Genomic DNA, 25944 nt, shown 5'->3' on the forward strand with positions numbered 1-25944 from the left:
GCTTTTTTATTGCCAACAATTTGGTGGTGTCATTTCACCTGTTTGATTGATAGTCAGTTGGCTATAGTGAGTGTTTGAACACTGATCTTTTAATTGTGGGCCGATAGGTTCTGCCTTGATAGTGTACGCAGATGCTGTGGCTGAAATAGACACAGTGAAATGCTCAGTATCTAAGGTGCAAAAACTACACACCCCTCCAGATAACACCGATGTCGCTGCCGATTGATAACTCCCTGAATAGTCCCGTTCGAGTTCAATCTGAATTTTGGCTAGATCCGCCAGTGCAGCAGTCCGATGCGCCTTGAGTAGGTGACTTTGATAGCTTGGATATGCGATTGCCGCGACTATTGAGATAATGGCTAAAGCGAGCATCAATTCGACAAGTGTCATTGCTTTTACTCGATATTTTCTTGAATTACATAACTTTTTTCGAATCATTTCGAATGCTTCCTATCAGGTTGTTCGCCTATTTTTCTAAGCTGCTAGCATGTCTTCAAGTTGGAAACTTCTTTACATTTGACTTTGCATAGGAATTTGGGAAATGTCTCGCGGGTTTACTCTGTTAGAGCTCTTAATCACGGTGTTGGTGTTTGCTGCATTACTTTCAGTCGCTGTACCCAGTTTTCATAATCTTCATCTCAATAGTCAAATGCTCAGAGCAGCCAACGAGCTCAATGGCTTTTTAAACCAAGCTCGTTCTGAAGCGATCTGGAGAAACCGCGATTTATGGGCGCATTTTACTTTTTCTTCTTCGCCAGTTTCAGCCAAAGACTGGACGGTGACACTCACAGATTCAGACACTATGGGAGAGGGGAACAAAATTTTATTTTTGCAGGGCACTTCATTTAAAGACTTACAACTCGATTGGACTTATTCCGCGGATAGAATCAAATTCGATGGTCTACGCGGTCGAGTAAAAGATGGCAGCTTGAGCTTCTACCCTAAAGGTCACGCTAGCCAAGCGTTGCTTGTAAAAAGCTCCTACGCGGGTAACCGAATCATGATCTGCGCGCTTAGTGAAAGTAGTTATGGTTTTCCTAACTGTGAGTAATTGCCGTCAACGTGGGGCAAGTCTAGTCGAGCTTCTGATCGCTTCGATCATGGGAGTGATGGCGATTGGGGTTATCGGTTCGGTATTTATTAGTGGACAAAAGCTCGCCACCGAACGAGGAAAGCAACTGCTGCTTGCGCAAAATCTATCGAGTACCGTGCAGCAAATAAAAGAGGACATTCACCGGGCAGGTTTTAATGGCGTTGCGCCTGCCTCTGCCCTATTGTCAGGGGCGACTTCTCCCTTGTATATAGAAAATGAGCCGGGATTGCTGGGTTATGTTTACCGCATAGCTTCTACGGGAAGCGACTCATTTCGTAATATCGTCTATAAACGTGAAGAGTCTGAGATCTCAGAGCTCGGAGACTCACTTAAGCTGTGTGAAAAGCACACTAGCGAGCCTCTCTCAATTTCCTCCGCTTCTTCATCTGGGCTTGGAGGCTACTGTTTTAATTTGTTTAACCCTAAACAAATATCTGTGACAGGATTTTCCCTGAACAAAGAGGTGATAAAAGGTGGCGAGGCTGAGAAGCTAATGGTGAACATTTCAATCCACGCCCACCTAGTTACTGACACAGAGATAACCTATCAAGCCAATGTCACTACGTTGCTTAGGAATTGGCAATGAGCCGCGTCATTGAAAGAGGGTTTGCGACTCTACTTATTACCAGCGTTGTTTTGGTCACTGCTTTATTAGTGGGGCTAACCAGCTACAAAGTTCTGTTTTATCAGATTAAAAGAGCGCAAAACGAAGTAAAGGTTAGGCAGGCTCACTGGTTATCAGAAGCGGGCGTAGAATGCGCCTACGCTTATGTAAATGCATTTCCGGATCAGCTTAACGCGCTTTCTTCTGCCTCCAACACCTTGCTCAATGATGTATGTAAAGAAACCTTGCAGCTAGAAGCGCTTTATATCGAGCCGCTCAGTGAAGATAACTACGTTGTACACGCCAATAGTGAAAACTATCGAGTCAATCGCCGTTTTCATCACAGTGAAGTAAGTGGTATGGGCGCGATTCAATCGACAGCGGACTTACGTTTGATAGGCAGTATTGATATTGCTCCAGATGCCCCAAGAGAGGCTAGAAATGATGGTTTTTATGACTGCGTGGCGGTGAGGTATCTATCTAAAGTGGTGTTTGAAACAGGGGGAAGTGCAGGAACATTGTCGACTAGCGCGCCTATGGCCAACGGACCTTATGCAGGTTTTAGTGGTGAGTGCGTGCCAGAATACAAAACCTCTCTTTCTAGTAACCAAAGCACCTCTGAAAATGGCAACCTGTTTAAAAACGATTACCAGCAAGACTCACAGCTTAGTACATTTCAGAACTACTTCAATATGGCGAAAAACGCTGAAAATATAGCGCGCGCTAAACTGCAATATCAGGTGATCTCGTTAGCGACTATTTCTGACGGCCACAACTGCGCTGATGTGATTAATAGCCACTTAACATCGACCAATAACAAGCTATGGATAGAAGGGCACTGCATCATCACCACCCCTTTGAACATTGCTTGGCCTTCATCACTAGTGGTGGAGAATGGTATTTTCTCCTCGACAGGTTCAAATGTATTTGCCGGTTCTTTCTATCACTTAGTGGACATGTCGTCATTAGACTTTAGCGCGTCGAGCCTGAGCGATTATTGGAGTTCTGTTAGTTTTCATAGCTCTATTCAGGCTTGGCTGGGTAGTCATACTGTCTATTTTGATAACGGTTCATTTCATCCTAAAGGTGGGCTGCATTTTGATGCATCAGGTGGGGAAGTGGTACTAAAAGGCTCCTATGACTTAGATTATTCAGCGGCGAATAACCCTATTGAGGGGCGTAAAGCGTTTGCTTGGTATCCCGGAGGCTGGTATGGGCAATAGTCGGCGAGGCTTTACTTTATTGGAAGTGCTAATTGCCTTGTTGCTGATCGGTATTGCGAGTCTAGCTTTGATTAAGTTACAGGTTTACATCGAGCAAAGAAGTGATTTTGCGGTTAAGAGTATTGAAGGATTAAACCTGATAGAAAATAAACTGGAGTGGTTTCGTACCCGAGGTGCAGACCCAAGTCAGTCTGGCGTCGCGGTCGCAGATTTCGAATTGATAAGCAGTGGTTCAGACTCTCTACATTCATATCAGCTTGTTTGGCAAATTAGTACGCCATCTGCTGAACTTTCCTCTTCTCTTAAACAGATAACGATAACCGCACAGTGGCAAGATCGTCTAGGAGAGCCCCATCAATTAACTCTTAACACAATGATTGCGAGAGATGGTGAATTTATAAGCAGATAGATTCATATTGTGAATTGGTAGATCTATTTTACTAACCTGCATACGTTATATTTTGCATTTTGGTTTCATTATTGTTTAGTAATCTCGAGTGTTTGTGTTTTGACTTTGTTGCACGTAGATGGCGTTTTTGCAAAATATGTCTCCAATTATGGAAAAACCTCTAGATTGTTGTGCTTTATTAGAGTGGATTCACTAAAATACGTGGTGAAAAATAGACCGACATAATAAATGCATAAAGGTCTACCGCAACAACATCACATATGGAGTTACCATGAGTAACCAAGCAATTAATAAAGCTCCGTCACCAAAGCCTAGTGGTATGGACCGCTTCCTTAACTTTATTGAACGAGCAGGTAACAAGATCCCGGACCCTGCGATTCTGTTCTTTTGGGCACTGATCATTACATGGGGTGCGTCTGCCCTTCTTTCTAACTTCACGTTCGACCTTATTAATCCACGTTCGGGTGAAGCGCTTGCAATCAACAACCTTCTGACTGGCGAATCTCTAGCAAGCTTTCTCGCGAACATGGTAACTACCTTTACTGGTTTTGCACCGCTAGGTATCGTGCTTGTTGCGATGCTAGGTGTTGGTGTCGCTGACTCTTCTGGCTTCATTACTACTGGCCTGAAGAAAATGCTTAACTTCACACCAGCTAAGCTTCTTACACCAATGCTAATCCTTGTCGCAATCGTATCGCACACTGCAGCAGACGCGGGCTACGTACTGGTTATTCCTCTTGGTGGTATCATTTTCCACGCAGCTGGTCGTCACCCTCTAGCGGGTATCGCAGCGGCGTTTGCTGGTGTATCTGGTGGTTTCTCTGCTAACTTTATCCCTTCAGGTATTGACCCACTATTAGCAGGTTTCACGCAAACAGCAGCACAAGTTCTTGACCCTGAGTATGTGGTTAACCCACTGGCGAACATTTTCTTCACGGGCATTTCTTCAGTCATCATCGTAGCGATTGGTTGGTACGTTACTGAGAAAATCATTGAACCTCGCCTAGCTAATACACCAGTTGATGAAGATGCAGAAAAAGCACCCGATTTAGGTTCATTCACTGAACTTGAGTCAAAAGCGTTCCGTTACGCAGGTTGGGCTATGCTTGCGGGTATCGCTCTATTGGTTGTTGCTCTGATCCCAGAGACATCAGCACTGCGCTCTCCAGAAGGTGAAATTACAGCGTTCTCAGCGCCAATTATGAAGTCGATTGTTCCATTGATCTTCATTCTGTTTATCATCCCTGGTTACGTTTACGGTAAAGTGTCAGGTACGTTCAAAACCAGTAACGATATTATCAAAGCGATGGCGGATACTATGTCTACCATGGGTGCTTACATCGTAATGTCGTTCTTCTGTGCTCAGTTCCTATCAGCGTTCGCTCAGTCAAACATTGGTACTCTATTAGCGCTTTACGGTGCTGAAGGCTTGAAAGCCATGAATCTGCCTGGTGAAGCAACGATCATCGGTATGATTCTTCTAACAGCGGCAGTTAACCTTCTAATCGGTTCTGCGTCAGCGAAATGGGCTCTGATTGGTCCAATCCTTGTTCCAATGCTAATGGCAGTAGGTATCTCACCTGAGCTATCTCAAGCAGCTTACCGTGTAGGTGACTCAGTATCGAACATCATCTCTCCTCTGATGGTCTTCTTCCCACTTGTCGTGGTGTACTGTCAGCGTTATGTGAAGTCGACTGGTATCGGTACGCTAGCATCACTAATGATGCCATTCTCTATCGCAATGCTAATCGGTTGGTCTATCTTCCTAGTTGCGTACTGGATGCTAGGTATCCCTCTAGGTATTCAAGCGCCATACACTTACACGATGTAATTGTTGGTCACCGAACACTGAATGATAAAGCCTCGCTAATTTGCGAGGCTTTTGTTTTTGAGTGGAATATAAGTCTAATAAATGGATTAATACTGGTTTCTTTAATTGTAAAAATTAATTTTTATTGGTTATAAATTCTTTTAAATGGCGATTAATTGACATTAACAGTAGATCCGAATGTTGCGCTTTGGCCTTTTGTTTGGTTATAGCTATTAATGATGGTTTTTTATATCGCTTACTCTTATGAGTGTGGTTTTACACCATATATTCTGTTTGATAATGTGCCCGACCAATTTATTAAATGTGACTCAGTTAAAAGTTTAGGATGTCATTTATGAGTGAAATTGCAGCGCCTGAAGCAAAGCCTTCAGGGGTGATAGGGTTCATCGAAAGAGCGGGTAAGAAGATCCCAGATCCGGTCATTATATTTATGTTCTTGTTTGCGCTTTCTCTGGTCATTACCGGATTAATGGATGGCGTGAGCTTTGAAACCATTGGCAAAGGTGGGGAAGCCGTTGAGTTCTCGATTAAGAACATGCTAGCGGCGGAAAATTTCCGTTGGATGTTTGAGAACGCTCTACTGCAAAACTGGCTAGCGTTTGGTCATGGCGTACTTGGCGTTATCTTGATTGTAATGTTAGGTGTAGGTATCGCCGAGAACTCCGGACTTTTAACCGCAGTTATCAAAAAAGTCGGCCTAAAGATTAGCGACCGCTTACTTCCACTATTAGTTGTCTTCCTTGGCATCATGAGTTCTATTGCGGCTGATGCAGGTTACTTAGTACTGATTCCTTTAGCGGGCCTACTATATGCAGGTCTTGGCAAAAACCCATTGATTGGTATGGCGGCGGCATTTGCAGGTGTATCAGCAGGCTTTAGCGCTAACTTACTACCAGCAACACCAGTTGATGTTGTTTTGGGTGTGAACGCTAAGATCTTTGCCGAGTCACAAAACATCCCATTCGTTGGTCGCAACGGTGAAGAGCTTAACCCAGCAACAATGCACTATTTCTTCGTTTTAGTGTCAACCTTCTTACTCGCTGTCGTTGGTGCTTGGGTAACCACACGCTTTATCACTCCTCGTCTGGAAAAGATGTCATATCAACTGCCTGAAGAAGTAAATTTTGATGAGTTTGAACTTACGGAGAAAGAGCAAAAAGGTCTGCGTTGGTCTGGTGTTGGCCTGTTAGTAACCATAGCTGCGATCTATGGCTTAGCGGTTGGCCCGTTAGCGACCTATACCAATGAAGCTGGTAAAGAAGTTACCCCTTACTTAGATAACATCATCCTGCTGATCTCTTTAGTGTTTGCTGTTGTTGGTCTTTGTTTTGGTGTGGCAACAGGCAAGTTCAAGAAGCTGCAAGACGTTGTAAGTGCGATGGTTAAGCAGATGAACACCATGGGTTATGTGTTAGTACTAACCTTCTTCTGTTACAACTTCTTAGCGCTACTTAGCTACTCAGGTTTAGGTACTTATGTGACTTACCTTGGCGCCACTTTCTTACAGTCATTAGGTCTTCAACAGTTCCCAGCGTTAATGCTACTTGGCTTTATTTTGACCACTGCTGTGATTAACTTGTTCGTTGGTGGCCTAACGTCAAAATGGATGCTGCTTGGTCCAATCTTCGTTCCTATGCTGTATCAGGTTAACCCAAACATGACGCCAGATTTAGTCACCGCGGCTTACCGTGTTGCTGATTCTTCAACCAACATCATTACACCTATGATGAGCTATGCGGGTGTTGTTCTGGCCTTTATGCGTAAGTACAAACCTGAGCTGACATTTGGTGATGTGATTGCCATTATGGTGCCATATTCTGTTGCTTTCTTGACTTTGTGGTCGGCAGTATTGATTGGCTTCTTTACCTTTGGTTTACCGTTAGGTTTTTAATCTAACCGAACTCTTTATTAACACCGCCCAGCTTAAAACGCTGGGCGTTTTGTTATACTCGATTTGAAACGCTATAATCCATCCCCCCAATTAATGCTGCGAGCAAACATAGTGTCTACTGAGCAAGAAGCCCCACAATTTTCTGAACAAGATCATCATTTTATGCGTTTGGCACTTAAGCTTGCCGAAAGAGCAGAAGCTGAAGGTGAAGTGCCTGTTGGCGCTGTACTCGTAAAAGAGGGCGAAGTGATTGCTGAGGGGTGGAATCAATCCATTGGCGAGCATGACGCGACGGCTCATGCCGAAATGCAGACTCTACGTAAAGCTGGGCAAGCCTTGCAGAACTACCGTTTGCTGGACACGACACTTTATGTCACTTTAGAGCCATGCCCGATGTGCGCAGGCGCACTTCTACATAGTCGAGTCAAGCGAATCGTATTTGGGGCGCGCGATCTCAAAGCAGGGGCTGCAGGAAGTGTGTTGAATCTATTCGAACACCAAGCGGCTTACCACTATGCGGATGTTGAATATGGCCTACTAGAAGATGAGTGCCGTATTCAGTTACAGACGTTTTTTAGACGTCGTCGTAAGGAGCAAAAAGCGCAGCGTAAAAAAGCGAGAAAGTTGCAGCAGAGGGGCCAGTAGGTTTTCAAGCAAACATCTTAGCTAAGATGTTTGCTCTCTGGGTTTATACAGCGATTAACTGCATAAATGCGCGGTGACGTGCAATCACCTTTTTCTTGTTGTTGCTTAACATACGCTTACGACGGTTTGCGGCAACGGTTTTATTAAGGCGTTTTGACTGCATTTTACGTCTTTGCATAAAACAACCTCCTATTGTGGTTAAAATAAAATCAATCACGAACGGTATCGAAGGTAACTGATATTCAGACGGTTAACGTCTTATACCTGCTCATTGTTACGATTTTAAGAAAGTTCGCAAGTGATCTTCGACACGATATTATATGTGGGCGAGGGATAGGGAATTCAAGAGCGCAATCTTTAAACAAAGTTGCGCTCTTAACAGTGATTATTCGTTGGTGCTTTTACTCGCTGATGCAGGCTCTGCCGCTGAGATAGGCATAGCGTCTGAGACCGCAGTTTCAGGTACTTGGATCACAGTAAGGTCATCTATGCTTACGTCTTCGCTAGATGCTGTCTGCTGCTCAACATGACCAATGATACTTTGGTAATAACGGCGAATATTCTCGACGTAATTTCGCGCTTCATCACCGCGTGCAAAACCATAACGAGTTTGGCTGTAGTATTTCTTTTGACGCAGCAATGGTAGACGATCTTTTACATCTGACCACGCATCGGGGTTCCCGCCCTGACGTTTGGTTAGGCGTCTTGCATCCATCATATGCCCATATCCCACGTTATATGAAGCCAGCGCAAACCAGATCTTTTCGTGCTCTTCAATCGAATCAGGAATGCGATCGACCATTCTACGCAGGTACTCTACACCGCCGCGCACTGATTGCTCAGGATCGAGACGGTTAGTCACTCCAACACTTTTTGCCGTTGGTAAGGTCAGCATCATCATACCGCGTACACCAGTCGGAGATTTTGCCACCGGGTTCCAGTGAGACTCTTGGTAAGCCAATGCTGCGACTAAGCGCCAGTCAAATTCATCTGAATACTTCTTAAATAAAGGCGACCATTTAGGCAGTTTGGAATCGAGTGCACGAATGAAGGCGCGAGTATCGACATAATCAAAGCTGCCAATGTGGCCAATGTATTTCTCTTCTAAAGAAGCAAGATGTCCCGATTGATTAACCGCACCGAAAAACTCAATCAATAAGCCATATAAGCTTTCATCCTGAGAAGGGCGCAAGAACCATGAGATAGGTTGGTCTTCAGTCAGTTCGAATGCTAAAGCAATATCAGGGTAGATACGTTGTGATAATGAAACCTCGACCGAATCTGCGACAGTGAATCTAAGTTCCCCTTGAGAGACGGCTTTAAGCAGATCGTTAACGTCAGCATTGGGGTCGATATGGTAAGAAAATTCTGGGTGCTGAGCCTGAATGTCGGTCAGAGTCTTATTGAAGTGAGAATCTCCAACAATACTCAAAACGTCTTTTCCTTCATTTTTCTCAATCAATTCAGCCTGCTTTGCAAGCAACTGCTTTAAGTTTCTTGGACGCCAATTGCCTTTTTTGTAGACCACTTGTTGGCTTACGTAATAGTAAGCAGGGCCTGGACGAAAGTTTTTGAGCCTTTCTGGAGATTGACTCAGCCCCGCGGCAATGATGTCGATCTCTCCTTTTTCTAGAGCAGGGTAAAGGCTAGAAATACGATAAGCAGGCTTCATTTCAAGCTGAACGCCCAATTCATTGGCAAACTCCCGCGCCAATTCATAATCGAGACCCGCAGGGCCATCTGGGCCAATGTAATACGATAGTTGATTATTGAGTGTGCCCACGCGCAGCACGCCACGCTCTTTAATTAAGTCGAGTTCACTTTTAGGTTCAGACTCTATTTGACAGCCAGAAAGCAGCAAAGCGGCAAACATAATTAGGCTCAGTGACTTAAAGTGACTTATATAATACTTCTTCATTAACAACGATCTCATACATCCAGTACGGCATTTATATCAAAGTGTCATAACAAGGCAAGCCAATCAGTGACTAGGCGAGATAAGAGTTCTTAAATTCTTAATCTTGCTGTATTTCAAAATTGACAAAAAAAATGACGCAAACGGTTGCTTTTGGTGTTACATCACAAAAACAATTGCTATATAATGCGCTCGCATCAAAGAGGTGGAATCGGCATAGGTTTGAAAAACCTTCGGGAATAGCTTCGAAGAAAATACAGTAACCCACTGAATTTATTCCAATATCACCTTAATCAATTGCATGAGAGACCTAAGCGCATGAGAATTTTTCGTGGCTCCCCAGCTCTATCTGAATTTCGTGTTAACAAGCTTCTAGAGCTTTGTCGTGAACTTGGCCTACCTGTAACCGGTATTTACGCTGAGTTTGCTCACTTTGCTGATCTAACGTCAGACCTAGATGCGTCTGAAGTTGAGAAACTAGAAAAACTACTGACTTACGGTCCAACAATTGAAGAGCACGAGCCAGAAGGTCTTCTTCTGCTAGCTACTCCTCGCCCTGGTACTATCTCGCCATGGTCTTCAAAATCGACTGACATTGCTAATAACTGTGGCTTAGATAAAGTCGTTCGTCTAGAGCGCGGCACGGCTTATTACATTGAAACTTCTGCTGAACTGACTGAACTGCAACTCGTCGAGCTTAAAGCGATTCTTCATGACCGCATGATGGAAGTGGTTTTCACTGACTTTGAATCTGCACAAGCGCTTTTCCAAGTGGCAGAACCTGCTCCAGTAGCGGATGTTGACCTACTTAATGGCGGCCGTGCTGCGCTTGAAAACGCAAACGTTACCCTAGGCCTTGCACTTGCCGATGACGAAATCGAATACCTTTACGATGCGTTTGTAAACAAGCTAGATCGTAACCCGACAGACATCGAACTGATGATGTTTGCACAGGCGAACTCGGAGCACTGTCGTCACAAGATCTTTAACGCAGACTGGACTATCGACGGCGTTAAGCAAGAGAAGTCTCTGTTCAAGATGATCAAGAACACATTCGAAACGACACCAGAAAACGTGCTGTCTGCGTACAAAGATAACGCAGCAGTAATGGTGGGCTCTGATGTAGGTCGTTTCTTCCCGAACCCAGAAACTCGCCAGTACGGTTACAACCAAGAGAAAGCGCACATCCTAATGAAGGTGGAAACGCACAACCACCCAACGGCTATCTCTCCTTGGCCGGGCGCTTCGACTGGTTCTGGTGGTGAAATCCGCGACGAAGGCGCAACAGGTATTGGCGGTAAGCCAAAAGCCGGTCTAGTTGGTTTCACTACATCTAACCTACGTATTCCTGGTTTTGAACAGCCATGGGAAACAGATTTTGGTAAGCCAGGTCGCATCGTTAACGCACTAGATATTATGCTAGAAGGCCCACTTGGTGGCGCGGCGTTCAACAACGAATTTGGTCGTCCAAACCTACTTGGTTACTTCCGTACTTACGAAGAGAAAGTTAACTCTCACGCAGGTGAAGAGGTTCGCGGTTACCACAAGCCAATCATGATTGCTGGTGGTATGGGTAACATCCGTGACGAGCACGTACAGAAGAAAGAGATCCCAGTCGGTGCAAGCCTAATCGTTCTTGGTGGTCCTGCGATGAATATCGGCCTTGGTGGCGGTGCGGCATCTTCAATGGCGTCTGGTCAATCAGCAGAAGATCTAGATTTTGCTTCAGTACAGCGTGAAAACCCAGAGATGGAACGCCGCTGTCAGGAAGTTATCGACCGTTGTTGGCAGCTTGGTGAAGAGAACCCAATCGCATTCATCCACGATGTAGGCGCAGGCGGTATCTCTAACGCACTTCCAGAGCTTGTAGACGATGGCGAGCGTGGCGGCATCTTCCAACTGCGTGATGTACCAAACGACGAACCTGGCATGAGCCCGCTTGAGATCTGGTGTAACGAATCTCAAGAGCGCTACGTAATGGCGGTTGCACCAGAGAACATGGAAGTATTCGATGCGATCTGTAAGCGTGAGCGCGCACCATACGCTGTAGTAGGTGTGGCAACGGAAGAGCGTGAACTGAAACTTGAAGATTCACACTTCGACAACACGCCAATCGACATGCCGATGGATGTGCTTCTAGGTAAGACACCTAAGATGCACCGTGATGCGAAAACACTGAAAGCGAACAATCCAGCAGTTAACCGTGACGGTATTGAGTTAAACGAAGCCGCAGAGCGCGTGCTACGTCTACCAACGGTTGCAGAGAAAACATTCCTTATCACTATTGGTGACCGTACGGTGACTGGCCTAGTGGCGCGTGACCAAATGGTTGGCCCATGGCAGGTGCCAGTAGCAAACTGCGCAGTAACTGCAGCAAGCTACGACACTTACCACGGTGAAGCGATGTCGATGGGTGAGCGTACGCCAGTGGCTCTGCTAGACTTCGGTGCTTCGGCTCGTCTAGCGGTGGGTGAGGCAATTACAAACATCGCAGCGACAAACATCGGTGATATCAAACACATTAAACTGTCTGCAAACTGGATGTCTCCAGCCGGTCACCCTGGCGAAGATGCAGGTCTTTACGAAGCGGTGAAAGCGGTGGGTGAAGAGCTATGTCCAGCGCTTGGTCTAACTATCCCTGTGGGTAAAGACTCAATGTCGATGAAGACCAAGTGGGAAGAGAATGGCGAGCAGAAAGAAGTAACCTCTCCGCTATCTCTAATCATCACTGCGTTTGCACGTGTTGAAGATGTACGTAAGACAATTACTCCTCAGCTTCGCACAGACAAAGGCGATACTAGCCTTGTACTTATCGACCTAGGTAACGGTCAAAACCGTCTAGGCGCAACGGCATTGGCGCAGGTTTACAAGCAGCTTGGTGATAAGCCAGCAGACGTAGACAACGCAGCGCAGCTAAAAGGTTTCTACGAAGGCGTTCAAACTCTTGTCGCGAACGACCAAGTTGTGGCATACCACGATAAGGGTGATGGCGGTCTATTCGTTACTTTAGCTGAGATGGCATTCGCGGGTCACTGTGGTGTGAAAGCTGATATCGCTGACCTAGGCGAAGACACGCTAGCGGCACTATTCAACGAAGAGCTAGGTGCGGTACTTCAGGTTAAGAACGATGACCTAGACTCTGTACTGTCTACGCTAGCAGCAAATGGCCTAGAAGCGTGTTCACACGTAATCGGCTCAGTTGAAGCGTCTGATGAGCTAGTGATTACTTCTGGTGACACGGTAGTTCTTGAGCGTAACCGCACTGAACTGCGTACTATCTGGGCTGAGACAACGCACAAGATGCAAGGTCTACGTGACAACCCAGCATGTGCTGACCAAGAGCATGAAGCTAAGAAAGACAACTCTGACCCAGGTCTAAACGTTAAGTTAAGCTTCGATGTGAACGAAGACATTGCAGCGCCATACATCGCGAAAGGTGCTAAGCCTAAGATGGCAATCCTACGTGAGCAGGGCGTGAACTCTCACGTTGAGATGGCAGCTGCATTTGACCGTGCAGGTTTTGAAGCAACAGATATTCACATGAGCGACATCCTAACTGGTCAAGCGGTTCTAGAAGAGTACCAAGGTCTAGTCGCTTGTGGTGGCTTCTCTTACGGTGACGTACTAGGTGCGGGTGAAGGTTGGGCTAAGTCTATCTTGTTCAACGAGCAAGCTCGTAACCAGTTCCAAGGCTTCTTCCAACGTGAAGATACTTTCTCTCTAGGTGTGTGTAATGGCTGTCAGATGCTGTCGAATTTGAAAGAGCTGATCCCAGGTGCAGACCTATGGCCACGCTTCGTTCGTAACGAATCTGAGCGTTTTGAAGCTCGCTTTAGCCTTGTCGAAGTGCAAAAGTCTGATTCTGTATTCTTCGATGGTATGGAAGGCTCGCGTATGCCAATCGCAGTGTCTCACGGTGAAGGTCGCGTAGAAGTGCGTGATGCTGACCACTTAGCGGCGATTGAAGCGTCAGGTACGGTTGCAGTTCGTTACGTAGATAACCACGGCAATGCGACTCAGCAATACCCGAACAACCCGAACGGTTCACCAAACGCAATCACAGGTCTAACGACGCAAGATGGCCGCGTGACTATCATGATGCCGCACCCTGAGCGCGTATTCCGTACAGTTGCGAACTCTTGGTCTCCTGAAGGTTGGGGTGAGAACGGTGCTTGGATGCGTATGTTCCAAAACGCACGTAAAAACATCGGCTAATTAAGCCGAGATTCGTTCTCTACTCTGTAAATAGTAAAGCGCTGGTTGAAAGGCCAGCGCTTTCTTTGTTTAGAATCGGGAAGCGGGAACGGGCTGCGCCCTATGGAACGCTTTGCTACGGGAACGGACTTCGTCCTATGGTTCGCTTCGCTGCTAGAAAACGGGATCGGGCTGCGGCCTTGTGGAAAAGAGAGTTGACTCCATAACCACCAAAGAGCAACGTTAGTTATCCAGTTATCCAGTTATCCAGTTATCCAGTTATCCAGTTATCCAGTTATCCAGTTATCCAGTTATCCAGTTATCCAGTTATCCAGTTATCCAGTTATCCAGTTATCCAGCTCTATTTTTGAAAAACTAATAGCCAACAGCCACTTTTTGCGCTCTAATACCGCGCTTGCCAAGGGATGGCTAAATCCCTCAATATTCCATTAGAATCCCTTAGGAAATGAAAATGTCGAACAACAAAAAATTTGCCATTCGTGTTACTGAAAAGCGTAACGGTTGGTGTGCAGAGATCACTCGCCAAGTGACTTCACGTAAAACGTCAGTATCAAAACGTGAAACCGGCTTTGAAACTGAATCAGCAGCACAAGAGTGGGCTGAAAAAGAGCTAGCAGGTTTTATCCAAAACCAAGCTCAACGTAACGAGCGTAAAGGCGAAGCACGTAAAGTTCGCATCGAACGTGAAGAGCGACTGGCTCAAGAAGCCGCTGAGAAGAAAGCACGTTACGAAGAAGCGAAACGCGCAGCAGCAGCGCAAGCTGAGCTTGACGATGAAGATGATTTCTTCGAAGAAGAGTAATAAGTCGTCATTCAATAAAAAAACCGCCAGAGAGGCGGTTTTTTTGTATCTAATCAACGGTAGATTAACGGAACTGGCCAGCTTCTGGTAAGAAATCAAATCCAGCAGAGGCTAACTTGGTTTCTAGCGCTGATTTATCAATGTCAAAGAAAGCGACAAGTTTGTCTAAATCACCGCCGAAATCATCACGTAACTTCATGTTGACGATACTCATCAACATGACAGGATCCATTGATTCAAAGTTGGCTAAGTTCATTACTTGTCCTCAAAGTCTGATATCAGCAAGTTTGCCGCTGCAAATGCTGCTTTTTCACGAGCCTCTTTAGGCAAAGACTCATCCGCAGCGATGTCGTTTAACGCTCTTACTGCGCATGAAATAGCTTGTGGGACATAGGCTTGATCGCCGCTTCCAATCTGTGCGTACAGTTCGCGCACTAATTCACAACAGCCGTATACTTGCATGGCTTATACTCCGATAAATGATAACTGCTCTCAAATATACACACTCAAATTCGGAAACTCAAAGTGTAAGCTTGTCCTAACGCAAAGCGTATGACGACGTGTTCAAAACCTAAGCAAAATTAATCAGTTTGCAGTTGTTGCTCTAGCTGGAAGGTGACCTCTGGAGCGAGCTGGAGTTGCTTTGCTAGCTCTTGAAGATAAGCCTTTTCCATAAAGTTTTGTTCATCAACCACAATCAAAGAGGCAAGATAAATCTCAGAGGCCTGCTGTGGTGAGTGAGCTAGCCTTGCTATTTCGCTTGGGTCGAGTGGTTTGTTGAGCTCACTGTGAATCAATTGCTGAAGTTGGGTATTGGCCCCTGCTTGTGTCAGGGTGGATTCAATACGCTCCATCTCTTCATTATCGACGTGGCCGTCAGCTTTAGCAGCGGCAATCATCGCTTTGATTATTAACTCGTCATGGATATTGTCATTTGAATTAAAGGTTTCTTGTGGAGATGCTGTAGGCTGCTTAGCTTGATAGTCGTTGTAGACTTTGTAAGCCAATGCGCCAAGCGCAGCGACGCCACCAATCTTTAGCGCGTTTTTGCCGACTTTTTTACCCATCTTTTTGCTCTTCTTCGAACCCATTAATAGGCTCACTAAGCCACCACCCACGGCTCCTGCGCCTAAAGACTTTAGAGTGTTTGAATTGGATTGCTGCTTAAGCTGCTGTTGCCCTTTTTGGACAATGTCTGAGCTAAGGGCTTGATTGAGTAGGCTTTTAAGATCCATACGTTACCTCCGTCATTTTTGTCAGGATAAGGTAGCGAAGATGAATGGAGGATTAACAGTGGTAAAGAAAAAAGACGAGCATGAGCTCGTCTTTGTATTTGATCGGGTTTAGTAGCGTATTAGTCTTCTGCGTGACCGTGGATTCCAAGCAGCTTACCATCGAGGTAGGCTTCTTTTTCATCTTTCATTACCAAGCGCTCTTCCACTAACCATTTTACCACCATAGGGTAAATACGGTGCTCTTGAGTTTGAACACGCTCCGTCAGAGTCTCGACCGTATCTTCATCAAAAATCGGCACTTTCGCTTGTAGAATCACAGGACCACCATCAAGTTGCTCTGTCACAAAGTGAACGCTAGTACCGTGTTCTTCATCACCAGCATGGATAGCACGTTGGTAAGTGTTCAATCCAGGGTATTTAGGCAATAGAGAAGGGTGGATGTTAATCATGCGTCCCATATAGTGACGAACGAATTCGCCACTTAAGATACGCATGTAACCCGCAAGCACGATGACATCAGGTTGATACTCATCGATCTGCTTCATCAACTCATGGTCAAAGGCATCACGAGTATCGAATGCTTTAGGATCAAGGAAATGTGCTGCTGAACCCGCTTTTTTTGCTCGTTCTAAAGCATAGACGCCTGCCTTGTTAGAGAATACGGCAGTGACTCGGCCACCTGTAATTTGGGTGTTACATGCGTCAATAATCGCCTGTAAGTTGGAGCCATTTCCTGAAACTAAAACAACAATACTCTTCATGCTTATTTGATCTCTACTTGTTCTTCGCCTGCTTCAGCGTTTGCGATTTCGCCAATTACCCATGCATTCTCACCTTCGTCCTGAAGAAGCTTAACAGCAGCATCTGCTTGATCTTTTGGTAGAGCAATAACAAGGCCAACACCACAGTTAAATGTGCGGTACATTTCGTGAGTGGTTACGTTGCCTTTTTCTTGTAGCCATTTGAAGATAACAGGCCATTCCCAGCTGTTTCCATCAACAACGGCTTTAGTGCCTTGTGGAAGAACGCGTGGGATGTTTTCCCAGAAACCACCACCTGTGATGTGAGAGATTGCATGGATATCGTGCTTCTCAATCATCTTAAGTGCTGATTTGATGTAAATTTTTGTTGGTTCTAGTAGGTGCTCACCAATAGTGCGGCCTTCTAGCTCTTCGTTTTTGTCTGCGCCAGATACTTCAAGAATCTTACGGATCAACGAGTAACCGTTTGAGTGTGGACCGCTTGAACCTACAGCGATAAGTGCATCACCAGCGGCAACTTTAGTGCCGTCGATTACGTCTTCTTTTTCAACAACACCGACACAGAAGCCAGCAACGTCGTAGTCTTCGCCTTCGTACATGCCTGGCATTTCAGCCGTTTCACCACCGATTAGCGCACAACCTGCTTGTACACAACCGTCTGCGATACCAGATACTACATCAGCAGCAGTATCAACATCGAGTTTGCCTGTTGCGTAGTAATCTAAGAAGAACAATGGTTCAGCGCCTTGTACGATTAGATCGTTGACACACATAGCAACAAGATCAACACCTATAGTGTCGTGCTTTTTCATATCCAGAGCTAAGCGCAGTTTAGTACCAACGCCGTCTGTACCTGAAACGAGAACTGGCTGTTTGTATTTAGTTGGCAGTTCGCAAAGTGCGCCAAAACCACCAATACCACCCATTACCTCTGGGCGACGTGTGCGTTTTACTGCACCTTTAATACGGTCAACAAGCGCATTGCCTGCATCGATGTCAACGCCAGCGTCTTTGTAGCTAAGAGAAGTGTTATCAGCACTCACAGGGAAGTCCTCTGGTTTAAAGTTGGATATGAAAACGGCGCTATTCTACCAGTGGATAAACACAGATAGCAAACGTTTGCGCAAGTTTTTTCTTTTGTCTTAGAACAAGAAATTGAGAACGAAATCGTTTATAATCTGAAGGTTTGTTTAAAAATCACCACATAAGCCGGAGATGGAAATGAAAGTTGTTGAAGTAAAACACCCTCTTGTTAAGCACAAACTTGGTCTAATGAGAGAAGGTGACATCAGCACTAAGCGCTTTCGCGAGCTAGCTACAGAAGTTGGTAGCCTGCTTACTTACGAAGCGACTGCAGACTTTGAAACAGAAAAAGTAACCATTGAAGGTTGGAATGGTCCAGTTGAAGTTGACCAAATTAAAGGTAAGAAGGTAACGGTTGTGCCAATCCTGCGTGCAGGTCTTGGTATGATGGATGGCGTTCTTGAGCACATGCCAAGTGCACGTATCAGTGTTGTTGGAATCTACCGTGACGAAGAGACGCTTGAGCCAGTACCATACTTCAACAAGTTAGCGTCTAACATGGACGAGCGTATTGCGCTTGTTGTTGACCCAATGCTAGCGACTGGCGGCTCAATGATCGCTACTATTGATCTGCTGAAAGAGAAGGGCTGTAAATCAATCAAGGTGCTAGTACTTGTTGCCGCTCCAGAAGGTATTGAAGCGCTTGAGAAAGCTCACCCAGATGTTGAGCTATTCACTGCTGCTATCGATGAGAAACTAAACGATAAAGGCTACATCGTTCCTGGTCTTGGCGACGCAGGCGATAAGATCTTCGGTACAGTATAATCTGAAGAAGCTAAGTGAATTAAAAGAGGAGCCTATCGGCTCCTCTTTTTGTTTAAGAGCGGACTTCGTCCTTGAGAGCGCTCCGCTGCGAGATCGGGCTGCGCCCTTCGAGATGTGTTCTTGGTAAGTGGTTTTAAAATTGCGGGCAGTGATATTTTTCTTAGGATCTAATTGTCTGGATATAAAAGAAAAGGGTTGGCACAGTGTGCCAACCCTTCAATATCTCTCGCTTCTCGCTTCTCGCTTCTCGCTTCTCGCTTCTCGCTTCTCGCTTCTCGCTTCTCTCTATTTCTTCAAACTCAAAGTGCCGCCAGAGCGTGGTTTTGCAGGGCGCTGTGATTTGTCACTTGCTGGCTTATAGAAAGTCTTACCTTTATTTGGCTTGGCTTTCGAGTCGCTTGAGTTGTTACCACTATTGCGGCCTTTCTTCGAGTTTGGCGCATGGCGGAACTCATCGGCGTTACGGCCTTTAAAAGTACGACTCTTCTGATTGCGACGTGCTTTAGAGTCTTGGTTTTCTTCGCGGCTATCAAACAGCTTAGCATCGGTTGCTTTGCGAATGCGTTTACCCTTGCTATCTACTTTAGATGCCTCTTCAGTGCCACTAGAATCTTCACACATAGCCAGAATCTCAGCTACTTCCGCATCTGTTAGGTAACGCCATTGTCCATTAGGAATCCCGTCAAGCGAGATGTTCATAATGCGCACACGGCGCAGCTTGAAGACTTCATAGCCTAATGCTTCACACATACGACGTATTTGGCGGTTGAGACCTTGAGTAAGCACAATGCGGAACGAGAATTTAGTCTCTTTAGTCACGGTACATGGAAGAGTGACAGTGTCGAGGATATTTACCCCCGAAGACATCTGCTTGATAAACTCTTCTGTGATCGGCTTATCTACGCGAACCACATACTCTTTTTCATGGTTATTACCGGCGCGAAGAATCTTGTTTACGATATCGCCATCGTTGGTTAAGAAGATCAAACCGTCTGAAGGTTTGTCTAAGCGACCAATCGGGAATATACGTTTCTTGTGACCAATAAAGTCAACGATATTGCCCGGGATATCACGCTCGGTGGTGCAGGTAATACCCGTCGGCTTATTGAGTGCGATGTAAACAGGTTTGTCAGTGGCAGCCGCGATTGGCTTATCATCAACTCGGACGTCATCACCTAGCTGAACTTTGGTGCCCATTTCAGGTACTTTACCATTAATGGTGACACGGCCTTGCTCAATGAGGCGGTCAGCTTCACGGCGTGAGCAAAAACCTGTTTCGCTGATAAACTTATTGAGGCGTTTAGCGTTATCTTGTGACATGTTGTTCTCCTAACGTTTCACAACGGCGGTTTAAAGGTGTACTGACCAATAAATCAGCACATCGAGGGCGCGCATTCTAGCACTGTGTTACGCGTTAACCCAGTCGTTTTTGGTGGCGTTCACGAGTTTCGATTTTTTTCTCGGCGCTTTTTCGCAGTAAGACGTACACGGCACCGGTGCCACCATGGAAGCGCTGGGCACTGTGAACACATTGCACTTCTTTAATTTGCATTAGCCATTGAGCAACAAAACTCTTCATTAGCGCTGGTGGGTTTGAACGTTCACCTTTGCCATGAACAATGACCACGGTACGAATATCCATCCGCATACATTGCTTTAAGAACTTAACCACTTCATCACGCGCTTGTTCGAGCGTGCGCTTGTGTAAATCTAGCCTTGCTTGTATTGGGTATTTAGCAAGACGTAACTTTTTGTACACACCGTCTTGGACGCCATCACGTTTGAACTCGATAATATCGTCTGGCTTTATCATCTCAGCATGATCGATGGACAGATATTCAGGGTCATCTTCTGTTAACCAGATGGCGGCCTCACGCTTAGCAAGTTGTGCATCGGTTACCTGATGTTGCTTTTTATGTTCGGTCGTATCTTGCTGAAGAGGTTTTACATCGCCCATCATCTGTTGGAATAGGCTTAGGTCATCATCATGAGACATAGCTACATCTCAGAGTAGGGAATCAATACCAACATTATACCTGTGAGGGTATGGGGGGGATCAAGAGTTTGCTAGATGAGAAATAAAAAACCGAAGCAGACAAGGTATCTACTTCGGTGCATAGCGAATGTCTATTCTATGAATAGGGCTAAGCGATTCTAGTGAGGAGATTTGTCGTTCATCACTTTGTAGATGAAGTAACCGCCGTAGAACAGCATTAGACCGAAGGCGCCAAAGATGACAATCATTGAAGATAGACCTACCGCATTACCAAATAGGAGATCAAGCCAAAAGTCCATAGTTCCTCCAAAGAGTACAAAGTGAGATGACAAGGGTTAAGGTAAAACACGGTTAAATATGCAACACTGATCTGGATCAATTGTTGTTATTAGGTTGCGGATTTGTTCTTGTTGATGTGTTTTTGCTCACACTTTATACGTGTTAGATGATGTTTTATACAAACGGACAATAAAATTGAAAAAGTTACTTAAAATGGCTTGCGTTAGAAATCAGAATCCGTAATATACGCCTTCGTTGACGGGCAATGAGCTCGAATAAACATCTCGGTGAATAGCGCAGCTTGGTAGCGCATCTGGTTTGGGACCAGAGGGTCGGGGGTTCGAATCCCTCTTCACCGACCACTTTTAGAAAGCCTGCTTTTATAAGCAGGCTTTCGTCGTTTTAGGCTTTCTGAATCGAGAACGCTTCGCTCTAGAGTAGAGAATGGGCTTCGCCCTCCGAGAAAAAATGAGCAGGCAATCTGCGAAGTACATGAATTACCCTTTAATTATCGCTACTTCTTTCACTACAAAGAATGATGGCGTAATTTGTTGAAAACAAAAGGGTTGACGCAGTACGCCAACCCTAAAAAATATTTCTCGCTTCTCGCTTCTCGCTTCTCGCTTCTCGCTTCTCGCTTCTCGCTTCTCGCTTCTCGCTTCTCGCTTCTCGCTTCTCGCTTCTCGCTTCTCGCTTCTCGCTTCTCGCTTCTCGCTTCTCGCTACTTCACATCACAACTAATCTCTTTGATTGGTGTTTCTGACGTCGTAAAGCAGATGTAAGCCTCAACGGGATTATTTGGCCCGATGCGAATATAGCCAGCTTGCACCTCATCTTGGTTAAAAGAGATGGAGTGTGACTGGCCTTTCTGATTGTCAAAATAGATGGCTTCAAAGCTGCCTTGCATTTGATTAGCAACGCGATCACGAGTATGAGATGTAGTAAAAGTCACATTAGCACAGCGCATAGGCGGCTTTTCTTTAATAAGAATTTGACCACTTTTTCTATCCAGAACACCACCTTTTGTCTCTGAAGCTATATCAATAGGTTGGTAATATTCTATGGTACATGTGGCTTTGGCAAAGGCATGCGCGGAAAACAAGCTTAAGGAAGCAAGAAAGTAGCCTAAAGCTTTTGATTCTTTCGACATTGATGATTCAGTTTATTTGGTAAGTTTGATTCAAGCGTACCATCTTGCCACGTCCTAAGTATGTTAAAACACTGCAAAATTCATCTATCGATTGGCCAAAGTTAAAAAAACAGCTTTAGTATTTAAACTCACAGTTTGACGTTTTGCTCTTTGATAGCTGTGTTACTTTAAAGCCTTCATCTTTCAGCAGCTTCAGCACGCTTTGTTCACCTAATAAATGTAGGGTTCCAACGACAATGACATATGACCCTTTAGATTTAGGTAACCATTTGGGGTTGGAAAGTTTCTCAGCCCAATCAAGATTACGATCAATCAGAAATGACTTTTCAAATTCAGGAGACATTTGTGTCAGTGAGGCAAATTCTTCAAGTTTACTCATGTCACCCGCTTTCCAGCTTTCGATTAGACAATGAGTTGCGTCTTCAGAATGATCAAATTCTTCGATAGCACTAACCAATAGTTCTTTGCCTGACTCTTTCTGCCCAGTTAGTAAGTCAATTTGAAACTGAAGGGACTCAAGACTTATGACAGGCTTTTCCCACAATCTTGCTTTGTAAGCGAGCCTAACATCGACGCCATCTGCGGCGGAGTAGCCAAGGTATTCAATTTGTCTCATCTGAATGGCGAGAGCAGCAGCCCATGGCGGAGTGTGCAACAGTTCATTGCCATTCATCTCTAACAAATTAGAAATACCGATGAGTTCGTTTTGTTGAGCTGTTGAAAGCACATCTTTAGATAGTAGCGTTGTTGGCGGGTACTTAATCCCCCCGTTTTGGCGAACGTCGGTTTCAACGATCAAGCCTTGGCTTGTCTTTAGTCGGTTGAAGACCATTTCAGGTAAGGGATACATACTCTTATCGCCAACATGAACAGAGCCTATGACTGTGTATTTCAGCTCACCTTTTTCAATGTTCCAGATGAGAGGTTCGGCTTGGATGCTCGCTGATAACACCAATAGTAAGAGAAGTAATTTACGCATTAATGGATCCTTACCGATGCGGAAAAATTGTTGAAATCCGTTATTTCAACGGAGTTTGACGAGGCAAAAGTGAGTACAAAATCACGATTTCGTATCTCGGTCATCTTTAGATATTACGATAACAAATGCCGTGTTGTGATCTTTCTTCACTTTAAATCGTGTTTTGAACTTAAAGGTGTGATTAGGTTCTCAGTAATCTCGTTAAATTAACTACGTCGAAATTGACGAGTCAGATAACTCTCTGTTTTTAATCGCTTAAATTTAATTTGAAAATATAAAGTTTGAATCAGATCACTTTCGCTACTGAATAATTTTACGATAAAAAATAACTCGCGATATGTTGTTTGTATCTTAGTTTTAGAGCCAACTTTTTCCGGCTTAATTTACGTTTTGGGGTAAGTAAGATGTTTAAACAAAGTCTGATCGCGGCATCGGTTGTCGCCACACTAGCTGGTTGTTCTACGCTTCAATCTAATGAGCAAAGTGTTGTTAACTCACTCGCGAACAACCTCGATGTTCAATATGAAGTACTAACAAACCACGGTGCTAACGAAGGCCTTGCATGCCAAGAGATGGGCGCAGAATGGGCTTCTTGTAACAAAGTAAACGTGACGCTAGTTAACCAAGGTCAAGCGGTTGACTCTAAAGACTGGGCTATTTACTTCCACAGCATTCGTCTGATTCTGGATGTAGACAACGAGCAATTCAAAATTTCTCGCGTAACGGGTGATCTACACAAACTAGAACCGACCGACAAGTTTGATGGTTTTGCTGCGGATGAAGAGGTTGTGCTTCCTCTTGTTGCTGAATACTGGCAGCTATTTGAAACTGACTTCATGCCAGGCGCTTTCGTTGCTGCACCGAATGCAGAGCCTAAGATGATCGCTTCTCTTAACACAGAAGATGTTGCATCTTTCGTAACTGGCCTAGAGGGTAACAACCTAAAACGTACGCCAGATGACAACAATGTATTTGCAAACGCTGTGTCTCGTTTCGAGAAGAACCAAGACCTAGCAAAACAAGATGTATCAACCACGTTACTACCAACGCCACTGTCTGTTGAAGCAGGTAAAGGCACAGTAGATATCGCGGCGGGTATCGCTCTGCCTAAAGACGCATTCGATGCGACTCAATACGCGGCAATTCAAGATCGTGCAGAAGTGGTAGGTGTGGATGTTCGTGGTGATCTTCCTGTAAGCATCACTGTTGTTCCTGCAGACTTCACCGGTGAATTAGCAAAGTCTGGTGCTTACGAGATGAGCATCAAAGGCGACGGTATTGCGATTAAAGCGTTTGACCAAGCAGGTGCTTTCTACGCAGTACAATCTATCTTTGGCCTGGTAGATAGCCAAAATGCTGATTCTCTACCACAACTGTCTATTAAAGACGCGCCTCGTTTTGATTACCGTGGTGTGATGGTGGATGTGGCTCGTAACTTCCACTCTAAAGACGCAATTCTTGCAACGCTAGACCAAATGGCAGCGTACAAGATGAACAAACTACACCTTCACCTAACGGACGATGAAGGTTGGCGTATAGAAATCCCGGGTCTGCCTGAGCTGACAGAAGTGGGTGCTAACCGTTGTTTCGATACACAAGAGAAAAGCTGTTTACTGCCTCAGCTTGGCTCTGGTCCAACATCAGATAACTTTGGTTCTGGCTACTTCAGCAAAGCAGACTACGTCGAAATCCTAACGTATGCGAAAGCACGCAACATCGAAGTGATTCCAGAAATCGACATGCCAGCACACGCTCGTGCCGCCGTGGTATCAATGGAAGCACGTTACGACCGCCTAATGGAAGAAGGTAAAGAAATAGAAGCGAACGAATATCGATTGATGGATCCACAAGATACATCGAACGTAACCACGGTTCAGTTCTACAACAAGCAAAGCTTCATCAACCCATGTATGGAATCTTCAACTCGCTTTGTCGATAAAGTGATTTCAGAAGTCGCAGCAATGCACAACGAGGCTGGTGCGCCGCTAACAACATGGCACTTCGGTGGTGACGAAGCGAAGAACATCAAGCTAGGTGCTGGTTTCCAAGACATTAACGCACAAGACAAAGTGAGCTGGAAAGGTACGATTGACCTGTCTAAACAAGACAAGCCATTCGCACAGTCTCCACAATGTCAGACGCTAATTGCAGACGGTACAGTAACCGACTTTGCTCATCTACCAAGCCACTTCGCAGAAGAGGTGTCGAAGATTGTGGCTGAGAAAGGCATTGCAAACTTCCAAGCTTGGCAAGATGGCCTTAAGTACAGTGAAGGTGAGAAAGCGTTCGCAACAGAAAACACACGTGTTAACTTCTGGGACGTTCTTTACTGGGGTGGCACATCATCAGTGTACGAGTGGTCTAAGAAAGGTTACGACGTGATCGTTTCTAACCCAGACTACGTTTACATGGACATGCCATACGAAGTGGACCCGAAAGAGCGTGGTTACTACTGGGCAACGCGTGCAACAGACACTCGTAAAATGTTTGGCTTTGCACCAGAGAACATGCCTCAGAACGCAGAAACGTCTTTAGACCGCGATGGCAATGGCTTCACTGGTAAAGGTGAAATCGAAGCGAAACCTTTCTACGGTCTATCAGCACAGCTTTGGTCTGAGACAGTACGTAACGACGAGCAATACGAGTACATGGTATTTCCTCGCGTCCTCGCTGCGGCTGAGCGTGCATGGCACCGCGCTGACTGGGAAAACGACTACAAAGTTGGTGTTGAGTACTCGCAAAACTCTAATCTAGTTGATAAAGCATCGCTAAACCAAGACTACAACCGCTTTGCGAACCTACTTGGTCAACGTGAACTGGCTAAGCTAGAGAAATCAGGTATCGACTACCGCCTACCTGTACCAGGTGCGAAATTAGAAGATGGCAAACTTGCAATGAACGTTCAGTTCCCTGGCGTGAAGCTTCAATACTCTCTAGACGGCAAAAACTGGCTAACTTACGCAGACAATGCTCGTCCAAATGTGGAAGGTGAAGTGTTTATTCGCTCGGTGTCAGCGATGGGTGACAAGGTCAGTCGTGTGACTAGCGTGAAATAGCGGATTAATTTC

At 45.3% G+C, this 25944-nt stretch carries 24 protein-coding genes and 1 tRNA gene; 12 read left to right on the top strand and 13 right to left on the bottom strand.

What is annotated here, in order from left to right; all coding sequences use genetic code 11:
* Nucleotides 1–6: 6 nt before the first annotated feature.
* Entirely contained in the window at nt 7–438 is a 432-nt protein-coding gene (locus AC6R16_RS10260; protein ID WP_500674315.1) for a type IV pilin protein, read from the bottom strand.
* A 103-nt stretch (nt 439–541) separates the two neighbouring features.
* On the opposite strand from AC6R16_RS10260, the gene AC6R16_RS10265 reads away from it, so the two are divergent.
* From AC6R16_RS10265 to tadA, 7 genes are all read left to right on the top strand, one after another.
* Complete coding sequence (locus AC6R16_RS10265) at nt 542–1051, top strand: GspH/FimT family pseudopilin (protein ID WP_500674316.1); 510 nt, start codon at nt 542–544, stop codon at nt 1049–1051.
* A complete protein-coding gene (locus AC6R16_RS10270; RefSeq protein ID WP_500674317.1) occupies nt 1044–1679 on the top strand; it encodes a pilus assembly protein PilW in 636 nt (211 codons plus the stop codon). The genes AC6R16_RS10265 and AC6R16_RS10270 overlap by 8 nt, the downstream gene beginning before the upstream one ends.
* Nucleotides 1676–2920, top strand: a complete 1245-nt coding sequence (locus tag AC6R16_RS10275) for a hypothetical protein (protein ID WP_500674318.1) — start codon at nt 1676–1678, stop codon at nt 2918–2920. The genes AC6R16_RS10270 and AC6R16_RS10275 overlap by 4 nt, the downstream gene beginning before the upstream one ends.
* Nucleotides 2910–3329 carry a prepilin-type N-terminal cleavage/methylation domain-containing protein gene (locus tag AC6R16_RS10280; RefSeq protein WP_500674319.1) on the top strand — a complete coding sequence of 140 codons (420 nt, stop codon included), beginning with the start codon at nt 2910–2912 and terminating at the stop codon, nt 3327–3329. The genes AC6R16_RS10275 and AC6R16_RS10280 overlap by 11 nt, the downstream gene beginning before the upstream one ends.
* Nucleotides 3330–3600: 271 nt before the next feature.
* A complete protein-coding gene (locus tag AC6R16_RS10285; protein WP_004749853.1) occupies nt 3601–5160 on the top strand; it encodes an AbgT family transporter in 1560 nt (519 codons plus the stop codon).
* Nucleotides 5161–5494: 334 nt separating this feature from the next.
* On the top strand, nt 5495–7051 hold the full coding sequence (locus AC6R16_RS10290; RefSeq protein WP_500674320.1) for an AbgT family transporter: 1557 nt from the start codon (nt 5495–5497) through the stop codon (nt 7049–7051).
* Nucleotides 7052–7144: 93 nt separating this feature from the next.
* Nucleotides 7145–7696 (top strand): tRNA adenosine(34) deaminase TadA, encoded by a 552-nt coding sequence (tadA, locus tag AC6R16_RS10295; RefSeq protein WP_500639577.1) that lies wholly within the window; start codon nt 7145–7147, stop codon nt 7694–7696.
* A gap of 43 nt (nt 7697–7739) precedes the next feature.
* On the opposite strand, the gene AC6R16_RS10300 is transcribed toward tadA, so the two are convergent.
* A complete protein-coding gene (locus tag AC6R16_RS10300) occupies nt 7740–7874 on the bottom strand; it encodes a hypothetical protein (protein ID WP_004743068.1) in 135 nt (44 codons plus the stop codon).
* Between the two features lie 207 nt (nt 7875–8081).
* A complete protein-coding gene (mltF, locus tag AC6R16_RS10305) occupies nt 8082–9614 on the bottom strand; it encodes a membrane-bound lytic murein transglycosylase MltF (RefSeq protein ID WP_500674321.1) in 1533 nt (510 codons plus the stop codon).
* Between the two features lie 315 nt (nt 9615–9929).
* Here mltF and purL point away from each other — a divergent pair, with 315 nt between their 5' ends.
* Nucleotides 9930–13826, top strand: a complete 3897-nt coding sequence (gene purL / locus AC6R16_RS10310) for a phosphoribosylformylglycinamidine synthase (protein ID WP_500674322.1) — start codon at nt 9930–9932, stop codon at nt 13824–13826.
* A 451-nt stretch (nt 13827–14277) separates the two neighbouring features.
* Entirely contained in the window at nt 14278–14628 is a 351-nt protein-coding gene (locus AC6R16_RS10315) for a DUF3622 domain-containing protein (protein ID WP_239826348.1), read from the top strand.
* 64 nt (nt 14629–14692) lie between these two features.
* Here AC6R16_RS10315 and AC6R16_RS10320 read toward each other — a convergent pair whose 3' ends face one another.
* From AC6R16_RS10320 to purM, 5 genes are all read right to left on the bottom strand, one after another.
* On the bottom strand, nt 14693–14884 hold the full coding sequence (locus AC6R16_RS10320; protein ID WP_004742992.1) for a DUF4250 domain-containing protein: 192 nt from the start codon (nt 14882–14884) through the stop codon (nt 14693–14695).
* Nucleotides 14884–15090: a YaeP family protein gene (locus AC6R16_RS10325; protein ID WP_039478024.1), complete on the bottom strand. Its 207-nt coding sequence runs from the start codon at nt 15088–15090 to the stop codon at nt 14884–14886. Before AC6R16_RS10325 ends, AC6R16_RS10320 begins: the two co-directional genes overlap by 1 nt.
* Before the next feature lie 119 nt (nt 15091–15209).
* Nucleotides 15210–15863 carry a tellurite resistance TerB family protein gene (locus tag AC6R16_RS10330; RefSeq protein ID WP_239826347.1) on the bottom strand — a complete coding sequence of 218 codons (654 nt, stop codon included), beginning with the start codon at nt 15861–15863 and terminating at the stop codon, nt 15210–15212.
* Nucleotides 15864–15982: 119 nt separating this feature from the next.
* Nucleotides 15983–16624 (bottom strand): phosphoribosylglycinamide formyltransferase, encoded by a 642-nt coding sequence (purN, locus tag AC6R16_RS10335; protein WP_500674323.1) that lies wholly within the window; start codon nt 16622–16624, stop codon nt 15983–15985.
* A gap of 2 nt (nt 16625–16626) precedes the next feature.
* The gene (gene purM / locus AC6R16_RS10340) at nt 16627–17667 is read right to left on the bottom strand and encodes a phosphoribosylformylglycinamidine cyclo-ligase (protein ID WP_500674324.1); all 1041 of its coding nucleotides are present in this window, start codon (nt 17665–17667) and stop codon (nt 16627–16629) included.
* Nucleotides 17668–17845: 178 nt separating this feature from the next.
* Here purM and upp point away from each other — a divergent pair, with 178 nt between their 5' ends.
* The gene (gene upp, locus AC6R16_RS10345) at nt 17846–18472 is read left to right on the top strand and encodes a uracil phosphoribosyltransferase (RefSeq protein ID WP_004742987.1); all 627 of its coding nucleotides are present in this window, start codon (nt 17846–17848) and stop codon (nt 18470–18472) included.
* A 285-nt stretch (nt 18473–18757) separates the two neighbouring features.
* Here the strand turns inward: upp and rluF are convergent, their stop codons facing one another.
* The 3 genes from rluF to AC6R16_RS10360 all read right to left on the bottom strand — a co-directional run bounded on the left by rluF (nt 18758) and on the right by AC6R16_RS10360 (nt 20767).
* Nucleotides 18758–19792, bottom strand: a complete 1035-nt coding sequence (rluF, locus tag AC6R16_RS10350; protein WP_500674325.1) for a 23S rRNA pseudouridine(2604) synthase RluF — start codon at nt 19790–19792, stop codon at nt 18758–18760.
* A 94-nt stretch (nt 19793–19886) separates the two neighbouring features.
* Nucleotides 19887–20468: a DNA endonuclease SmrA gene (gene smrA / locus AC6R16_RS10355; protein ID WP_171322361.1), complete on the bottom strand. Its 582-nt coding sequence runs from the start codon at nt 20466–20468 to the stop codon at nt 19887–19889.
* 158 nt (nt 20469–20626) lie between these two features.
* Nucleotides 20627–20767 carry a DUF3149 domain-containing protein gene (locus tag AC6R16_RS10360; protein ID WP_004742983.1) on the bottom strand — a complete coding sequence of 47 codons (141 nt, stop codon included), beginning with the start codon at nt 20765–20767 and terminating at the stop codon, nt 20627–20629.
* Between the two features lie 265 nt (nt 20768–21032).
* On the opposite strand from AC6R16_RS10360, the gene AC6R16_RS10365 reads away from it, so the two are divergent.
* Nucleotides 21033–21109: transfer RNA gene (locus AC6R16_RS10365), tRNA-Pro, on the top strand.
* Between the two features lie 359 nt (nt 21110–21468).
* Here AC6R16_RS10365 and AC6R16_RS10370 read toward each other — a convergent pair.
* Together AC6R16_RS10370 and AC6R16_RS10375 are read right to left on the bottom strand one after the other, a co-directional pair.
* Nucleotides 21469–21897, bottom strand: a complete 429-nt coding sequence (locus AC6R16_RS10370) for a hypothetical protein (RefSeq protein ID WP_500674326.1) — start codon at nt 21895–21897, stop codon at nt 21469–21471.
* A gap of 115 nt (nt 21898–22012) precedes the next feature.
* Nucleotides 22013–22876, bottom strand: a complete 864-nt coding sequence (locus AC6R16_RS10375; protein WP_500674327.1) for a TraB/GumN family protein — start codon at nt 22874–22876, stop codon at nt 22013–22015.
* Nucleotides 22877–23280: 404 nt separating this feature from the next.
* Here AC6R16_RS10375 and AC6R16_RS10380 point away from each other — a divergent pair, with 404 nt between their 5' ends.
* Nucleotides 23281–25932 carry a beta-N-acetylhexosaminidase gene (locus tag AC6R16_RS10380; protein WP_500674328.1) on the top strand — a complete coding sequence of 884 codons (2652 nt, stop codon included), beginning with the start codon at nt 23281–23283 and terminating at the stop codon, nt 25930–25932.
* Nucleotides 25933–25944 lie beyond the last annotated feature (12 nt).

The sequence above is a fragment of the Vibrio sp. R10-SG3-ISO10 genome (assembly GCF_059834185.1).

What these genes read in the sequence shown, in the direction of transcription:
- AC6R16_RS10280 (WP_500674319.1), top strand. Translation starts at nt 2,910, where the DNA reads ATGGGCAATAGTCGGCGAGGCTTTACTTTATTGGAAGTGCTAATTGCC.
- AC6R16_RS10265 (WP_500674316.1), top strand. Translation starts at nt 542, where the DNA reads ATGTCTCGCGGGTTTACTCTGTTAGAGCTCTTAATCACGGTGTTGGTG.
- AC6R16_RS10380 (WP_500674328.1), top strand. Translation starts at nt 23,281, where the DNA reads ATGTTTAAACAAAGTCTGATCGCGGCATCGGTTGTCGCCACACTAGCT.
- AC6R16_RS10290 (WP_500674320.1), top strand. Translation starts at nt 5,495, where the DNA reads ATGAGTGAAATTGCAGCGCCTGAAGCAAAGCCTTCAGGGGTGATAGGG.
- AC6R16_RS10375 (WP_500674327.1), bottom strand. Translation starts at nt 22,876, where the DNA reads ATGCGTAAATTACTTCTCTTACTATTGGTGTTATCAGCGAGCATCCAA.
- AC6R16_RS10275 (WP_500674318.1), top strand. Translation starts at nt 1,676, where the DNA reads ATGAGCCGCGTCATTGAAAGAGGGTTTGCGACTCTACTTATTACCAGC.
- smrA (WP_171322361.1), bottom strand. Translation starts at nt 20,468, where the DNA reads ATGTCTCATGATGATGACCTAAGCCTATTCCAACAGATGATGGGCGAT.
- purL (WP_500674322.1), top strand. Translation starts at nt 9,930, where the DNA reads ATGAGAATTTTTCGTGGCTCCCCAGCTCTATCTGAATTTCGTGTTAAC.
- AC6R16_RS10260 (WP_500674315.1), bottom strand. Translation starts at nt 438, where the DNA reads ATGATTCGAAAAAAGTTATGTAATTCAAGAAAATATCGAGTAAAAGCA.
- AC6R16_RS10370 (WP_500674326.1), bottom strand. Translation starts at nt 21,897, where the DNA reads ATGTCGAAAGAATCAAAAGCTTTAGGCTACTTTCTTGCTTCCTTAAGC.
- rluF (WP_500674325.1), bottom strand. Translation starts at nt 19,792, where the DNA reads ATGTCACAAGATAACGCTAAACGCCTCAATAAGTTTATCAGCGAAACA.
- AC6R16_RS10300 (WP_004743068.1), bottom strand. Translation starts at nt 7,874, where the DNA reads ATGCAAAGACGTAAAATGCAGTCAAAACGCCTTAATAAAACCGTTGCC.
- AC6R16_RS10325 (WP_039478024.1), bottom strand. Translation starts at nt 15,090, where the DNA reads ATGCAAGTATACGGCTGTTGTGAATTAGTGCGCGAACTGTACGCACAG.
- mltF (WP_500674321.1), bottom strand. Translation starts at nt 9,614, where the DNA reads ATGAAGAAGTATTATATAAGTCACTTTAAGTCACTGAGCCTAATTATG.
- AC6R16_RS10360 (WP_004742983.1), bottom strand. Translation starts at nt 20,767, where the DNA reads ATGGACTTTTGGCTTGATCTCCTATTTGGTAATGCGGTAGGTCTATCT.
- tadA (WP_500639577.1), top strand. Translation starts at nt 7,145, where the DNA reads ATGCTGCGAGCAAACATAGTGTCTACTGAGCAAGAAGCCCCACAATTT.
- upp (WP_004742987.1), top strand. Translation starts at nt 17,846, where the DNA reads ATGAAAGTTGTTGAAGTAAAACACCCTCTTGTTAAGCACAAACTTGGT.
- AC6R16_RS10285 (WP_004749853.1), top strand. Translation starts at nt 3,601, where the DNA reads ATGAGTAACCAAGCAATTAATAAAGCTCCGTCACCAAAGCCTAGTGGT.
- purN (WP_500674323.1), bottom strand. Translation starts at nt 16,624, where the DNA reads ATGAAGAGTATTGTTGTTTTAGTTTCAGGAAATGGCTCCAACTTACAG.
- AC6R16_RS10330 (WP_239826347.1), bottom strand. Translation starts at nt 15,863, where the DNA reads ATGGATCTTAAAAGCCTACTCAATCAAGCCCTTAGCTCAGACATTGTC.
- AC6R16_RS10320 (WP_004742992.1), bottom strand. Translation starts at nt 14,884, where the DNA reads ATGAACTTAGCCAACTTTGAATCAATGGATCCTGTCATGTTGATGAGT.
- AC6R16_RS10315 (WP_239826348.1), top strand. Translation starts at nt 14,278, where the DNA reads ATGTCGAACAACAAAAAATTTGCCATTCGTGTTACTGAAAAGCGTAAC.